This window comes from Pseudomonas sp. WSY_20, assembly GCF_043104335.1.
Taxonomy (GTDB): domain Bacteria; phylum Pseudomonadota; class Gammaproteobacteria; order Pseudomonadales; family Pseudomonadaceae; genus Aquipseudomonas; species Aquipseudomonas parafulva_B.
In genome coordinates, this window is the sequence record NZ_JBICKP010000007.1 from 33,666 (window position 1) to 47,678 (window position 14,013).

The 14,013-nt window shown below is 62.7% G+C and carries 12 protein-coding genes and 1 riboswitch; of the genes, 7 read left to right on the top strand and 5 right to left on the bottom strand.

What is annotated here, in order from left to right:
• Window positions 1-87: 87 nt before the first annotated feature.
• The gene (locus tag ACF8E5_RS00420; RefSeq protein ID WP_058604046.1) at window positions 88-1,323 is read left to right on the top strand and encodes a sodium:proton antiporter; all 1,236 of its coding nucleotides are present in this window, start codon (window positions 88-90) and stop codon (window positions 1,321-1,323) included.
• A 34-nt stretch (window positions 1,324-1,357) separates the two neighbouring features.
• Here ACF8E5_RS00420 and ACF8E5_RS00425 read toward each other — a convergent pair whose 3' ends face one another.
• Window positions 1,358-1,759, bottom strand: a complete 402-nt coding sequence (locus ACF8E5_RS00425; RefSeq protein WP_023533000.1) for an acyl-CoA thioesterase — start codon at window positions 1,757-1,759, stop codon at window positions 1,358-1,360.
• 178 nt (window positions 1,760-1,937) lie between these two features.
• Window positions 1,938-2,034: riboswitch (S-adenosyl-L-homocysteine riboswitch) on the top strand.
• 20 nt (window positions 2,035-2,054) lie between these two features.
• Here ACF8E5_RS00425 and ahcY point away from each other — a divergent pair.
• The 4 genes from ahcY (at window position 2,055) to ACF8E5_RS00445 (ending at window position 7,490) form a co-directional block, all read left to right on the top strand.
• Window positions 2,055-3,464: an adenosylhomocysteinase gene (ahcY, locus tag ACF8E5_RS00430; protein ID WP_027914022.1), complete on the top strand. Its 1,410-nt coding sequence runs from the start codon at window positions 2,055-2,057 to the stop codon at window positions 3,462-3,464.
• Between the two features lie 159 nt (window positions 3,465-3,623).
• Window positions 3,624-4,469, top strand: a complete 846-nt coding sequence (gene metF, locus ACF8E5_RS00435; RefSeq protein ID WP_058638928.1) for a methylenetetrahydrofolate reductase [NAD(P)H] — start codon at window positions 3,624-3,626, stop codon at window positions 4,467-4,469.
• A gap of 133 nt (window positions 4,470-4,602) precedes the next feature.
• Window positions 4,603-5,391: an ABC transporter substrate-binding protein gene (locus ACF8E5_RS00440; protein WP_145253722.1), complete on the top strand. Its 789-nt coding sequence runs from the start codon at window positions 4,603-4,605 to the stop codon at window positions 5,389-5,391.
• Window positions 5,392-5,609: 218 nt separating this feature from the next.
• Window positions 5,610-7,490 (top strand): DEAD/DEAH box helicase, encoded by a 1,881-nt coding sequence (locus ACF8E5_RS00445; RefSeq protein ID WP_392474743.1) that lies wholly within the window; start codon window positions 5,610-5,612, stop codon window positions 7,488-7,490.
• A 49-nt stretch (window positions 7,491-7,539) separates the two neighbouring features.
• On the opposite strand, the gene ACF8E5_RS00450 is transcribed toward ACF8E5_RS00445, so the two are convergent.
• From ACF8E5_RS00450 to ACF8E5_RS00460, 3 genes are all read right to left on the bottom strand, one after another.
• A complete protein-coding gene (locus ACF8E5_RS00450) occupies window positions 7,540-8,118 on the bottom strand; it encodes a YceI family protein (protein ID WP_058604050.1) in 579 nt (192 codons plus the stop codon).
• A 34-nt stretch (window positions 8,119-8,152) separates the two neighbouring features.
• Window positions 8,153-8,704 (bottom strand): cytochrome b, encoded by a 552-nt coding sequence (locus tag ACF8E5_RS00455; protein WP_058638878.1) that lies wholly within the window; start codon window positions 8,702-8,704, stop codon window positions 8,153-8,155.
• Between the two features lie 243 nt (window positions 8,705-8,947).
• Complete coding sequence (locus tag ACF8E5_RS00460; RefSeq protein ID WP_326384308.1) at window positions 8,948-10,852, bottom strand: FAD-dependent oxidoreductase; 1,905 nt, start codon at window positions 10,850-10,852, stop codon at window positions 8,948-8,950.
• A 206-nt stretch (window positions 10,853-11,058) separates the two neighbouring features.
• Between ACF8E5_RS00460 and ACF8E5_RS00465 the strand changes: the two genes are divergently transcribed.
• Window positions 11,059-12,465: an adenosylmethionine--8-amino-7-oxononanoate transaminase gene (locus tag ACF8E5_RS00465; protein WP_058638876.1), complete on the top strand. Its 1,407-nt coding sequence runs from the start codon at window positions 11,059-11,061 to the stop codon at window positions 12,463-12,465.
• A gap of 102 nt (window positions 12,466-12,567) precedes the next feature.
• The gene (locus ACF8E5_RS00470; RefSeq protein ID WP_058638875.1) at window positions 12,568-13,287 is read left to right on the top strand and encodes a 16S rRNA (uracil(1498)-N(3))-methyltransferase; all 720 of its coding nucleotides are present in this window, start codon (window positions 12,568-12,570) and stop codon (window positions 13,285-13,287) included.
• Window positions 13,288-13,328: 41 nt separating this feature from the next.
• Here ACF8E5_RS00470 and ACF8E5_RS00475 read toward each other — a convergent pair whose 3' ends face one another.
• Entirely contained in the window at window positions 13,329-13,946 is a 618-nt protein-coding gene (locus ACF8E5_RS00475) for a hemolysin III family protein (protein ID WP_058604055.1), read from the bottom strand.
• Window positions 13,947-14,013 lie beyond the last annotated feature (67 nt).

A 14,013-nucleotide genomic window follows, 5' to 3' on the forward strand; every position in this document is an offset into this window, starting at 1 on the left:
CCTGTGCCCCGAACCCCTCGTCAGGTCATCAAAGAGCTGCCCGAGTCATTCGGGTGACGACTGGAAGCCACTGTTACAGGAATCGGGATGCTTGAATTAGTTGCCGCGTTTATCTGCCTCACTACCCTGCTCACGTATGTGAACTATCGATTCATCGGCCTGCCCCCTGCGATCGGCGTGATGGTCACGGCCTTGCTGTTTTCGCTCATGCTGCAGGCATTGAGCCTGATCGGCTTTCCGGGCCTGGAAGCCCGCGTCGAAGCCCTGATGAACCAGATCGACTTCAATGACCTGCTGATGCACTGGATGCTGGCGTTCCTGCTGTTCGCCGGTGCCTTGCACGTGAACTTGTCCGACCTGCGCAGCTACCGCTGGCCCATCGGCCTGCTGGCCACCGTGGGCGTGCTGATCGCCACCGTGGTCATCGGCTACCTGTCGCACTGGGTGTTCGCGATGTTCGGCTGGCAGGTGCCGCTGATCTACTGCCTGCTGTTCGGCGCGCTTATCTCCCCGACCGACCCGATTGCAGTGTTGGGCGCCCTGCGTACGGCCAACGCTCCAAAACCCCTGAAGACCACCATCGTCGGCGAGTCGCTGTTCAACGACGGTACTGCCGTTGTGGTCTTCACCGTGCTGCTGGGCATCATCCAGCTCGGTGAAACCCCGAGCATCGCCGACACCGCGCTGCTGTTCGCTCGCGAGGCCATCGGCGGTGTGCTGTTCGGCGGTGTGATCGGCTACGCCACCTACCGCATGATCAAGAGCGTGGAGCAGTATCAGGTCGAGGTCATGCTGACCCTGGCACTGGTGATCGGTGGCTCGGCGATGTGCTACGAGCTGCACGTCTCGGCCCCCATCGCGATGGTGGTGGCGGGCCTGATCATCGGCAACCTAGGCCGCAACCTGGCGATGAACGACATGACCCGTCGCTACATGGACGGTTTCTGGGAGTTGATCGACGACATGCTCAACGCACTGCTGTTCGCGTTGATCGGCCTCGAACTGCTGTTGCTACCGTTCAACTGGCTGCACATGGCCGCCGGCAGTGTACTGGCGCTGGCCGTGCTGCTGTCGCGCCTGCTGACCGTGGCGCCGGCCATCGTGTTGCTGCGGCGTTGGCGTGCGGTGCCCAAGGGCACGGTGCGGGTGCTGACCTGGGGTGGCCTGCGAGGTGGGGTATCGGTAGCCCTGGCGCTGTCGTTGCCATTGGGTGAAGAGCGTGACCTGCTGCTGTCGATCACCTACATCGTGGTGCTGTCCTCGATCCTGGTCCAGGGCCTGAGCATCGGCAAGGTGGTGCGCAGGGTCAGCGCACAACCCTGAAAGAAGCGGGGCTGCACCCTGCAGCCCCAGACCGTCACTCCACGGCAGAATCGGGGAACTGGTCCTGCACGTACTTGATCTCGGTACGCCCGTGGGGTGCAGGCAGGCCGTCCTCGCCCAGGTTCACGAAGACCATGCGTTCGACGGTCAGGATGCTCTTGCGCGTGATCTTGTTGCGCACTTCGCAGCGCAGCGTGATCGAGGTGCGGCCGAACTCGGTGGCCGTGATGCCCAGCTCGATGATGTCGCCTTTGCGCGAGGCACTGACGAAGTTGATTTCCGACATGTACTTGGTCACCACGCGCTGGTTGCCCAGCTGCACGATGGCATAGATGGCCGCTTCCTCGTCGATCCAGCGCAGCAGGCTGCCACCGAACAGCGTGCCGTTGGGGTTGAGGTCTTCGGGTTTAACCCACTTGCGGGTATGGAAGTTCATCGGGACTCCTGAGCATCCTGGCTTGCGTAAAACGATGATGGCAGAGCGGCCAGCGTCACTCCACCCAACATCGACTATCGTCTCGATTAATCGACAGAAAACCTTGGGGATGGTGCCGCACCCGGCTATAATCGTGGCCGTTTTACATGGCCGTCCACAGCGGCGCCATGCCCGCCACCTGTCCGAGGGGCGCTGCAGCAGGCTCGACCTGTCAGGCTCGGATGGGGCGTTGTCCGCTCCCGCGGACGCTCAACGCACAACGGCGCCCATTCGCACACTACGAATGGAGGCTCTGATGAGCGCTGCAAACATGCCTGCTGGTTTTACCGATTTCAAAGTTGCCGACATCTCCCTGGCCGCCTGGGGCCGTCGCGAAACCATCATCGCCGAATCGGAAATGCCTGCGCTGATGGGCCTGCGCCGCAAGTACCAGGCCGAGCAACCGCTCAAGGGTGCCAAGATCCTGGGCTGCATCCACATGACCATCCAGACTGCCGTGCTGATCGAAACCCTGGTCGCCCTGGGTGCCGAAGTGCGCTGGTCGTCGTGCAACATCTTCTCCACCCAGGACCAGGCCGCCGCCTCCATTGCAGCCGCCGGTATCCCGGTCTTCGCCTGGAAGGGTGAAACCGAGCAGGAATACGAATGGTGCCTGGAACAGACCATCCTCAAGGACGGCCAGCCCTGGGATGCCAACATGGTCCTGGATGACGGTGGCGACCTGACCGAGCTGCTGCACAAGAAGTACCCACAGGTGCTCGAGCGCGTCCACGGCGTGACCGAAGAAACCACCACCGGCGTGCACCGCCTGCTGGACATGCTGGCCAAGGGCGAGCTGAAGGTTCCGGCCATCAACGTCAACGACTCGGTCACCAAGAGCAAGAACGACAACAAGTACGGCTGCCGTCACAGCCTGAACGATGCCATCAAGCGCGGTACCGACCACCTGCTGTCGGGCAAGCAGGCCCTGGTGATCGGCTACGGTGACGTGGGCAAGGGCTCGGCTCAGTCGCTGCGTCAGGAAGGCATGATCGTCAAGGTCACCGAAGTCGACCCCATCTGCGCGATGCAGGCCTGCATGGACGGTTTCGAAGTGGTTTCGCCCTTCCTCGATGGCCTGAACGATGGCACCGAGGCCAGTGTCGACAAGGCGCTGCTGGGCAAGATCGACCTGATCGTCACCACCACCGGTAACGTCAACGTCTGCGACGCCAACATGCTCAAGGCCCTGAAAAAGCGTGCCGTTGTCTGCAACATCGGCCACTTCGACAACGAAATCGATACCGCTTTCATGCGCAAGAACTGGGCATGGGAAGAGGTCAAGCCGCAGGTGCACAAGATTCACCGCACTGGTGCTGGCAGCTTCGATCCTCAGAACGACGACTACCTGATCCTGCTGGCCGAAGGCCGCCTGGTCAACCTGGGCAATGCCACTGGCCACCCAAGCCGCATCATGGACGGCTCCTTCGCCAACCAGGTCCTGGCACAGATCTTCCTGTTCGAGCAGAAGTACGCCGACCTGTCGGCCGAGAAGAAAGCCGAGCGCCTGACGGTCGAAGTGCTGCCCAAGAAGCTCGACGAAGAAGTAGCCCTGGAAATGGTCCGCGGTTTTGGCGGCGTGGTTACCCAGTTGACCAAACAGCAGGCCGACTACATCGGCGTAACCGTTGAAGGCCCGTTCAAGCCTGACGCTTACCGTTACTGATTGGCACACTTCAAGCGCCAGGCAGTGCCAGACCGTGGCATTGCCGCTTGGAGTACACGCCTGAAAGAAACGTGAACGATGCCAGGCCAGGTCGGCCATCACCGACCTGGCTTCTACTTGCAGCTTGCAGCTTTGGGCTTGCTGTTAGAGGAACGAGTGATGTCACAGGAACGCCGCTACAGTTTCGAGTTCTTCCCGACCAAAACCGACGCAGGTCATGAAAAGCTGATGGGCGTGGCGCGCCAGTTGGCCGCCTGCAACCCTGATTTCTTCTCCTGCACCTATGGCGCTGGTGGTTCCACCCGCGACCGCACGCTCAACACCGTGTTGCAACTGGAGAGCCAGGTGCAGGTGCCGGCTGCGCCCCACCTCTCGTGCGTGGGCGATACCAAGGCCGAGTTGCGCGCGCTGCTGGCCGAGTACAAGCAAGTCGGCATCAAGCGCATCGTCGCACTGCGCGGTGACCTGCCTTCGGGCATGGGCATGGCCAGTGGCGAGATGCGTTATGCCAGCGACCTGGTCGAGTTCATCCGTCAGGAAACGGGTGACCACTTCCACCTCGAAGTCGCCGCCTACCCCGAGATGCACCCGCAGGCACGCAACTTCGAAGCCGACCTGGCCAATTTCGCGCACAAGGTCAAGGCCGGTGCCGACAGCGCCATCACCCAGTACTTCTTCAACGCCGACAGCTACTTCTACTTCGTCGAGCGGGCCCAGAAGCTGGGCGTGGACATTCCAGTGGTGCCCGGCATCATGCCGATCACCAACTACAGCAAGCTGGCGCGTTTTTCCGACGCCTGTGGCGCCGAAATTCCACGCTGGATTCGCAAACAGCTCGAAGCCTATGCGGACGATACGGCCAGCATCCAGGCCTTCGGGGAAGAAGTCATCACCCGCATGTGCGAGGAGCTGCTGCAAGGCGGCGCACCGAGCCTGCACTTCTACACCTTGAACCAGGCAGAACCGAGCATGGCGATCTGGAACAACCTCCAACCCTCTCGTTGAAGCCTGATGGACCACGTGCTGGTTTCCGACCGGCGCCTGGTTCATTGGCACGTGTCGCAGGCCCCACCTGCGGCGCGCTGCTCCACCCAATCCGGCACTGGTCTTGACCTGGCCGAGCGCGTAATCTCCGGGCATGCCAATCTCCGCCCGTCTGATCTGGATCCTGCTGCTCTTTTGCCTCAGCCCGTTCGCGCTGGGCGAGCGCTTGCGCCTGGTAAGCGATGACTGGGCACCCTATGTCTACGAGCAAAACGGTCAGCCGCGAGGCATCGACTACGAGGTCACGACCGAGGTGCTGCGTCGCCTGGGGTACGAGGTCCAATGGCAATTCATGCCCTTCAAACGTTGCCTGGCGATGATCGAGCAAGGGCAGGCCGACGGCATCATGGATGTCTTCCAGGTCGAGTCCCGCCATCCTTATTTGCTGTATGTCCCAGAACCCATGTCCACGGCCGAGTTGATCCTGTTCCAGACCAAGGCACGCCGGCATGAGGTGTCGAGCCTGGATGACCTGGCCGGCCTGACCGTCGGCACCTCGCCAGGCTACAACTACAGTGCGGCTTTCAATGAGGCTGAGTTCTTCAAGCGCGAAGCGGCGCCGACCCATGAAGCGAACTTCGGCAAGCTGGCGCTGGGGCGTATAGACCTTGCGATCACCGACCGCAGGGTCGGCCTGCATGTCATCCGGCTCATGGGCCTGGAGCAACAGATCGAGGCCTTGCCGCTTGTCGTCAGTCGTCAGCCCCAATACCTGGGCCTGGCCCGCAAGCCCGGGCGCGAGGCACTGGCCCAGGCCTTTGCCGAGGAACTGCGACGCTTCAAGCAGGAACCGGCCTATGCGGCCATCATGGACCATTACACACACGACCCTGAGACCGTTGCGAACGCCGTTGAGCAGCAGGAAAGCAGCACAGCGCGCTAGCTCTGTTATACTCGGGCCTTCCCGCCCGGCTCACGCCCGGACGCTCGGCCTCGCAACAGGCATCCCGATCGGCATCGACGCACTCAGGCGTCAGCCCTCCGTTTCCCGGATGTGCAGTGAACGCCCAGCTGGACCGGACGCGATCGCATCTTGCCGATGCCAGTCGCGCCAGGCAGAACATCCCTACGGGCCCAGCCCACACGAGAACAGGATTGCCCATGTCCTTTGCTTCCCTCGGTCTCTCCGAGGCTCTTGTCCGCGCCATTGAAGCCGCGGGCTATACCCAGCCGACCCCCGTGCAACAGCGGGCAATTCCCGCCGTGTTGCAAGGCCGCGACCTGATGGTCGCCGCACAAACCGGTACCGGTAAGACCGGCGGCTTCGCCCTGCCGATTCTCGAACGTCTGTTCCCGGCCGGTCACCCTGACAAATCCCAGCGCCATGGCCCACGCCAGCCACGCGTCCTGGTACTGACCCCGACCCGCGAACTCGCAGCCCAGGTGCACGACAGCTTCAAGCTGTACGCCCGCGACCTGCCGCTGGTCAGTGCGTGCGTCTTCGGCGGCGTCGGCATGAACCCGCAGGTGCAGGCCATTGCCAAGGGCGTCGACGTCCTGGTTGCCTGCCCTGGCCGCCTGCTCGATCTGGCCGGTCAAGGCAAGGTTGACCTGGCCCATGTAGAAATTCTGGTCCTGGATGAAGCTGACCGCATGCTCGACATGGGCTTCATCCACGACGTCAAGAAAGTGCTGGCCCGCCTGCCGGCCAAACGCCAGAACCTGCTGTTCTCGGCCACGTTCTCCAAAGACATCACCGACCTTGCCGACAAGCTCCTGCACAACCCGGAGCGCATCGAGGTCACCCCGCCCAACACCACCGTCGAGCGCATCGAGCAGCGTGTCTACCGCCTGCCGGCCAGCCACAAGCGTGCTCTGTTGGCGCACCTGATCACCCTGGGTGCGTGGGAGCAAGTGCTGGTCTTCACCCGCACCAAGCACGGCGCCAACCGCCTGGCCGAGTATCTGGAAAAGCACGGCCTGACTGCCGCCGCCATCCACGGCAACAAGAGCCAGAACGCGCGCACCAAGGCCCTGGCTGATTTCAAGGCCAACAACATTCGCGTTCTGGTCGCCACCGACATCGCCGCTCGCGGGCTGGACATCGACCAACTGCCCCACGTCGTCAACTTCGAGCTGCCCAACGTCGAAGAAGACTACGTGCACCGCATTGGCCGTACTGGTCGCGCCGGTCGCTCGGGCGAGGCCATCTCCCTGGTGGCACCTGACGAGGAAAAACTGCTCAAGAGCATCGAGCGTGTGACCCGTCAGAAAATCGCGGACGGCGACCTGATGGGCTTCGATGCCAGCCAGGTCGAGGCCGAGAAGCCCGAAGTACGCGAACGCCAGCAAACCAATGGCCGCGGCGGTCGTGGTCAGCAGGCCCGTGGCGAGGGTGGCAAAGACGCCAACGGTGGCCGCAAGGACAAGGGCAAGGACAAGGGCAAGACCCGCCAGCAGGCTGCGGACAAACCCGCTGACAAGGAAAAGGCCGGCGACAGGCAGCAACAGCCGCGCAAGCCACGTAACAAAAAGCCTCGTCAGCAGCAGGCCAGTAACGCTACCCCTCCGGTCATGCAGCCCAACCGCGACCCGGAAGAGTTTCTGGATGACGATGTGGACAACTTCGGTAACCGTGCCGACTACGTAAGCCCCTACCAGAATGGCAAGGGCCAGGGCCGCAACCGTCGCCCAGCCGGTAATGGCGGTCAACCGCAAGGGGGTACGCCGCGTACCAATGCCGGTGGTCAAGGCCGCAACAACGGTCAACCCCGTACTGGCGGTGGCGAAAAACGCCCGCCTCGCGGCAATAATGGCGGCGCTGCCCGCCGTGACGGCGCCGCACGTGGTGGTCGCCCACCGCGTGACGCCGCTGCCCGCCAGGAACCGGCCGTGGGTAACACGCGCCAGCCACAGCATCAGCCTGTGATCATCCGCAAGGAATCCAAGCTGGATCGTTATCCGACTCCCGAGCAACTGGACGATCTGCCAAGCCGTCCGCGGGGCGAACGCCCAGCACTGCTGACCCGCAAGGGGTCGTAAACGAAAACGGGGCCGCTAGCGGCCCCGTTTTTCATTCGGCTGGCGTTTATTACTTCTGCTTCACGCCCTCGACGCTGATGTCCAGATCCAGCGTTTGCGAGGTTGGGCCTGGGCCTTTGATGCCGAAGTCGTTCAGGTTCAAGGTGGTGGTGGCGTTGAAGCCAGCGCGCTCACCGCCCCACGGGTCCTTGCCCTCACCATTGAAGGTAGCCTTGAACGTCACCGGCTTGGTCACGCCGTGCAGGGTCAGGTCACCGGTCACGTCAGCGGTCTTGTCACCCGTGGACTTGACGCTGGTGGATACGAACTTGGCATCCGGGTACTTCTTCACGTCCAGGAAGTCGGCGCTGGCAATGTGCTTGTCACGCTCGGCGTGGTTCGACCACAGGCTGGCGGTTTTCAGGTCGACGCTGATCTTGCTGGCTTCAGGCTTGGCACTGTCCCAAGTGAAGTTACCGTCAAAGTCCTTGAACGTACCGTGAATGAAGCTGTAGCCCAGGTGGCTGATCTTCCAGTCCACGAAAGCGTGCTGGCCTTCCTTGTCGATCTTGTACTCGGCTGCCATGGCCTGGCCAGCGGAGAACAGAGCAGTACCGAGCGCCAGAGCGGCAAAAGTCTTTTTCAACATCGTTACTTCCTTCCTTTGCGATTGAGGTTGAGCGTCAAGCTTTGCGGCCCAGCATGCGCATGAGGGTCGCGTCACGGTCGATGAAATGGTGCTTGAGTGCGGCCAGGGCGTGCAACCCCGCAAAAACCACCACACCCCACGCCAGCCACAGGTGAATGACGCCGGCCAGGTCCGCCTGGTCTGGCAGATTGCTGACCAGGGCGGGCACCTCGAACAGGCCAAACACCGGGATACCTACGCCGTCGGCGGTGGATATCAGGTAACCGGCGATCATTACGGCGAACAATCCCAGGTACAGCGCCAGATGCCCCAGCTTGGCACCCAAGCGGGTGAGCGGGCCATAACTGGCCAGTGCCGGCGGTGGGGGGCTCACAAAGCGCCACAGCACGCGCAACAGCATCACCGCCAGCAGCACCAGACCGATGCTTTTATGCAGGTCCGGGCCGGCCTTGCGCCATGGGTCATAGTAGTCGAGCCCGACCATCCACAGCCCGAGGCCGAAAAGGCTGAAGACGGTCAGCGCCACGCCCCAGTGCATGAAGATGCTGACAGCGCCGTAGCGTGAAGATGAATTGCGCACTTGCATGTTGGCGTTCTTCCCCGTGAAAGCTATGCAAAGACTAGCGTCAAACGTATCGAATAAAAGCGGAAAAACTTGCTTTGGATTATCGACAAATCCGATAGCAAGTTTCGCTACGGGCTATTAAGGAAACGTTAACGCCGATAACGGGCAGCGAGTGCTTCGAGCAACGCGCATGACACAGGGCTCAGTCAAGTGGCTGAGCCCTTCTGACAGGCCTGCCGGGCAGTGCCCGACAGACCTGCAGTATCAGCTCGCCTTGGCCTGGCTATCGGTTGCAGGCTTCTTGGCTGGCGCCGGCTTGGTAGCAGCTTTTTTGCTGTCGGCAGGCTTGTGCGCTGGCTTGTGCACCGGTTTGGCCGCTGGCTTGTGGGCCGGCGCCTGCTTGACCGGGGCAGCCTTGGTGGTTGCCGCCTTGGTGGGCGCTGCCTTGACGACGGGCGCCGGGCTGGCCGGTGCCTGTGCCGGGGCTTGCGCCGCCGGTTGCGCTGCGGGTGGCGCCACAGGGGCTACTTCAGCTGCCTTGGCCACCGGTTGAGGCGCTGGCGCCGGCGCTTCCTTGGCACCGAACAGGCGAGCGAAGAAGCCTGGCTTTTTCTGGCCCGTCGCATCGGCCGATTGGGTCTCAGGCTTGGCCGGCGCTTGGTCGACTGCCTTGTCCTTGTCGGACGCGCCGCCGCCGAACAGGTTGGTGAAGAAATTGCCCTTGCTCTTGGCCGCTGCCGCGCCTGCAGCGGCGGTCGCTGCCACTGGCACGGCCTTGACCGGGTCGAACGACTTGCCGGCCAGCAGGTCCTGCACTTGGCCGGCAGCCCGTTGACCGCTGCGCAGTGCGCCTTCAAGCGTGCCTGGGTACAAGGCATCGGTGTGCTCACCGGCAAAGGCGATGCGTTGTACCGGGCGCTCCCAAAGGCGCCAGTACTTGCTGATCTGGCCAGGTCCATAGGCCAGGTAGGCACCTCCAGTGCCGGCATCGGCGCTGTAGCGCTTGACTTCATAACCGGTGAAAGCGCCACGGGCCTGAGGGTAGAAGGTATGCAGGCGAATGAGCACCTGGTCGACCATCTGCTTGTCACCAAAGGCCTGCAGCAGGCGGGCGTTGTCGCCGGAAAGGTTGATCACCACGTTGGCACCGCCCTTGAGGGCCGGTTCGATCCACAACATGCCAAGGCCCGTATTGCTGAAGATCTCACCCGACATACGCGCCCGGCTTTCCCAGACCGGTTTCTTGAACTTGAGCATCACCTGGTCGCGCCAACCGTAGTTGGTGCCCTTGAGCGCCGCCACATGCTGGTTATCCAGGCCAGGCGTCATCTGGATCTTGGCCAGTGCACGCAGGGGCACGGCCATCACCACGTAATCGGCGCGGTAACCCACGCTGCCGACTTTCACGGTAACGCCGTCCTTGTCCTGAACGATTGCACTCACCGGCGAGCCGGTCTTGATGGTCTTCAGTTGCTTGACGAACGCCTGCGCCAGCACCGGGCTGCCGCCGGGCAGCCGCGCTGCACGCAGGTCACGGTCGCTCACGTCACGGTAGACGCGGTTCTGCTGGGCGAAATACAGCAGCGACAGGCGCGACGGTTCGTCGTAGCGGCTGCGGATCTGCTGGTTGACCAACTGACGGGCCGTGGCAGGTAACTGCAACTTGTCCAGCCAGGAGGACACGTTGATCTGGTCCAGGGCGAACAGGGTGCTGGTCGCCTGGGGGTTGAGCGGATCGTCGATCGAACGGGCCAGGTCGTCCAGGGTTTTCTCGTAGCGCTTGAGAGCTTCGGCCGTGGCCGGCTGCTTGAGGGCCAGGTCTGCGGCACTGAAGTACTCGCCATCGATCAGGTACCCAGGGGTGCGCACGAATTCGGGCGCCGGCAGCGTGTCGAGCTTGAAGCGATCAACGTACTGGTTGAGTACCGGCTGCGCCTTGGTATTGCCGATCCATTCGCTGGTGGCCAGGCCCGAGCGGCCGCCCATGCCTGCCTTGGCTTCGAGCAGGGTCACCTGCCAGCCCTTGTTCTGCAGCTCATAGGCTGCGGTAAGGCCCGCCATGCCGCCGCCCACGACGATTGCCGTGGGCGTCTTGTCACTCGCCAGCGCGGCACCGCTGGAAACACCAATCAATACCAACGCGCACAGGCGCACCCAAGCAGCAGCCATGTTGGCGAACTCCGAGTCAAAGGTTGCAGAAAAACAGAGAGAGGCGGGATGCCCCGAGAGAGGCGGTAGAATACGTCACCGCTGCCAGGGCTGCCAGTGGAGTGACATCAAGTGGTCTGGCTAAATGACATTTTCTGGCGGGTTGTTCTCACCCGTGCCATTGCTTAGGCTTACGCCCCCACGCCGCCAAGCCAGGAGAAGTGCTCATGGGCCTCAATGATCAGTGGATGCAGCGCGACCTCAAGGTCCTCTGGCACCCCTGCACCCAGATGAAAGACCACGAGCAACTACCGCTGATACCGATCAAGCGCGGTGAAGGGGTGTGGCTCGAGGATTTCGAAGGCCGGCGCTACCTGGATGCTGTGAGCAGCTGGTGGGTAAACGTGTTCGGCCATGCCAACCCGCGTATCAATGAGCGCATCAAGGAGCAGGTCGACCAGCTTGAGCACGTGATTCTGGCAGGCTTCAGCCACCAGCCTGTCATCGAGCTGTCCGAACGCCTGGTGGCCATGACGCCAGCCGGGCTCGACCGGGTGTTCTACGCCGACAATGGCTCGTCCTGCATCGAAGTGGCGCTGAAGATGAGCTTTCACTACTGGCAGAACGTCGGCAAGCCGGACAAGAAGCGGTTCGTCACCCTGACCAACAGCTATCACGGGGAAACCATCGCCGCCATGTCCGTCGGTGACGTCCCGTTGTTCACCGAAACCTACAAGGCGTTGCTGCTCGACACCCTAAAAGTCCCGAGCCCCGATTGCTATCTGCGCCCGGAGGGCGTCAGCTGGGAGGCGCATTCACGCACCCTGTTCCAGGTCATGGAGCAGACCTTGGCCGAGCATCATGCCTCGATCAGCGCGGTCATCATCGAGCCGTTGATCCAGGGCGCCGGCGGCATGCGCATGTACCATCCGGTCTATCTCAAGCTCTTGCGCGAAGCCTGCGATCGCTACGACGTGCACCTGATCCATGACGAGATCGCGGTTGGCTTCGGTCGCACGGGCACCATGTTCGCCTGCGAGCAGGCAGGTATTCGCCCGGACTTCCTGTGCCTGTCCAAGGCCCTGACCGGGGGGTATCTGCCCCTGGCTGCCTGCCTGACCACCGACAAGGTGTACCAGGCGTTCTATGACGACTACCGCACGTTGCGCGCGTTCTTGCATTCGCACAGCTACACCGGCAACCCGCTGGCGTGCGCGGCCGCCTTGGCCACCCTCGACATCTTCGAGCAAGACAACGTGATCGAGGCCAACAAGGCGCTGGCTACGCGCATGGCCAGCGCCACTGCGCATCTGGCCGACCATGCCCACGTGGCCGAGATTCGCCAGACCGGCATGGTCCTGGCCATCGAAATGGTCCAGGACAAGGCCGGCAAGGTGCCCTACCCCTGGCAGGCGCGACGCGGCCTCAAAGTGTTCGAGCATGCCCTGACCCGTGGCGCGCTGCTGCGCCCGCTGGGCAGTGTGGTGTATTTCCTGCCACCGTATATCATCACGCCCGAACAGATCGACTTCCTGGCCGAAGTGGCCAGCGAAGGCATCGACATCGCCACCCGCGACAGCACCCGCGTGACGGTGCCCAGCACCTTCCACCCGGATTTTCGCGATCCGGGCTGATAGCGAGTCAAAGACCATGCCTGCGACCGCTCCGGAACCTGCGCTGCATGCGTCATGCCGGCGTGGGCCTTCCGGTCGTCCTTACCTTTTCAGAGCTTACCCATGAGACTGTCCCGCTTCTTCATCGACGCCCCCCTGAGCCTTGGCGAACACGACCTGCCCGAGGCACAGGCCCACTACATCGGCCGCGTATTGCGCATGGCGGCGGGTGACCCCGTGCAGCTGTTCGACGGCAGCGGCCAGGAATACCGTGGGCAGTTGCTGGAGGTGGGCAAGAAAGCTGTGCGCGTGAGCCTGGACCAGGCATTCGCTGGCCAAGCCGACTCACCGCTGCAGGTGCACCTGGGCCAAGGGCTGTCGCGGGGCGAGCGTATGGACTGGGCCATCCAGAAAGCCACCGAGCTGGGCGCCAATGAGATCACCCCGATCGTCAGCGAGCGGTGCGAGGTGCGCCTGAAGGACGAGCGCGCCGACAAGCGCCTGGCCCACTGGCGGCAAGTGGCAATCAGCGCCTGCGAACAGTGTGGCCGCTCCAGCCTGCCGATCATCCACCCGCCCATCACCCTGGCTGAGTGGCTGGCTGCCACCCAGGCGCAGCTCAAGCTGGTGTTGCACCCGGTAGCCGAACCGCTGGTCAGCCATGCCAAACCGGCAAGCCTGGCGTTCCTGATTGGCCCAGAAGGCGGCTTGAGCGAACCCGAGGTCGAGCAGGCCAAGGCAGCGGGCTTTCATGCGGCGCGCCTGGGCCCGCGGGTATTGCGCACCGAGACCGCCCCCGTGGTGGCCCTTGCAGTGGCACAACAGCTCTGGGGTGATTTCTAAGCTTTCCAAGGCGGACGGGCGGTGCTTGCAGGCTGGGGTGATCAACGCACGTAGTGCGACACCGCCACGAAATGCATCAGGCTGCCGGCAATCACGAACAAGTGCCAGATGCCATGCCAGTGACGAAAACGCCGGTCGAATGCGAAAAAAATGATGCCCACGGTGTAGAACACGCCCCCTGCGGCCAGCCAGGCAAAACCGGCGGTACCCAGCGCCTGCAGCAGCGGGTTGACCGCGACCAGCACGATCCAGCCCATCACGGCATAGATCACGATGGACAAGACCCGTGCTTCGGAGCGCGGCTTGATTTCCTGCAGCATGCCCAGTACTGCCAGCCCCCAGACGATGCCGAACAGGCTCCAGCCCCAAGGCCCGCGCAGGCTGATCAGGCAGAAGGGCGTGTAGCTGCCGGCAATCAGTAGGTAAATAGAGAGGTGATCGAGCTTGCGCATGATCACCTTCGCCCGTCCGCGCGTGCTGTGATACAGCGTCGAAATGCTGTACAGCAGCAACAGCGTGCCGCCGTAGATGGAGAAACTGACGATCTTCCAGGGGTCCCCCTGCAAGGCGGCCCCGATGATCAGCCAGAGGGCACCGAGGCCTGCCAGCAACGCACCCACCAAGTGGGTCCAGGCATTGAAGCGTTCACCGTAATACATGCCCTTAAAGACCTTTCGAAACCCATCTAGTTTCAGCCACGACAATCGACGCACGGCGACCGTACGC

Bases quoted from the DNA above. Each gene is read 5' to 3' on its own strand.
- ACF8E5_RS00420 (WP_058604046.1), top strand. From the start codon at position 88: ATGCTTGAATTAGTTGCCGCGTTTATCTGCCTCACTACCCTGCTCACG.
- ACF8E5_RS00425 (WP_023533000.1), bottom strand. From the start codon at position 1,759: ATGAACTTCCATACCCGCAAGTGGGTTAAACCCGAAGACCTCAACCCC.
- ahcY (WP_027914022.1), top strand. From the start codon at position 2,055: ATGAGCGCTGCAAACATGCCTGCTGGTTTTACCGATTTCAAAGTTGCC.
- metF (WP_058638928.1), top strand. From the start codon at position 3,624: ATGTCACAGGAACGCCGCTACAGTTTCGAGTTCTTCCCGACCAAAACC.
- ACF8E5_RS00440 (WP_145253722.1), top strand. From the start codon at position 4,603: ATGCCAATCTCCGCCCGTCTGATCTGGATCCTGCTGCTCTTTTGCCTC.
- ACF8E5_RS00445 (WP_392474743.1), top strand. From the start codon at position 5,610: ATGTCCTTTGCTTCCCTCGGTCTCTCCGAGGCTCTTGTCCGCGCCATT.
- ACF8E5_RS00450 (WP_058604050.1), bottom strand. From the start codon at position 8,118: ATGTTGAAAAAGACTTTTGCCGCTCTGGCGCTCGGTACTGCTCTGTTC.
- ACF8E5_RS00455 (WP_058638878.1), bottom strand. From the start codon at position 8,704: ATGCAAGTGCGCAATTCATCTTCACGCTACGGCGCTGTCAGCATCTTC.
- ACF8E5_RS00460 (WP_326384308.1), bottom strand. From the start codon at position 10,852: ATGGCTGCTGCTTGGGTGCGCCTGTGCGCGTTGGTATTGATTGGTGTT.
- ACF8E5_RS00465 (WP_058638876.1), top strand. From the start codon at position 11,059: ATGGGCCTCAATGATCAGTGGATGCAGCGCGACCTCAAGGTCCTCTGG.
- ACF8E5_RS00470 (WP_058638875.1), top strand. From the start codon at position 12,568: ATGAGACTGTCCCGCTTCTTCATCGACGCCCCCCTGAGCCTTGGCGAA.
- ACF8E5_RS00475 (WP_058604055.1), bottom strand. From the start codon at position 13,946: ATGTATTACGGTGAACGCTTCAATGCCTGGACCCACTTGGTGGGTGCG.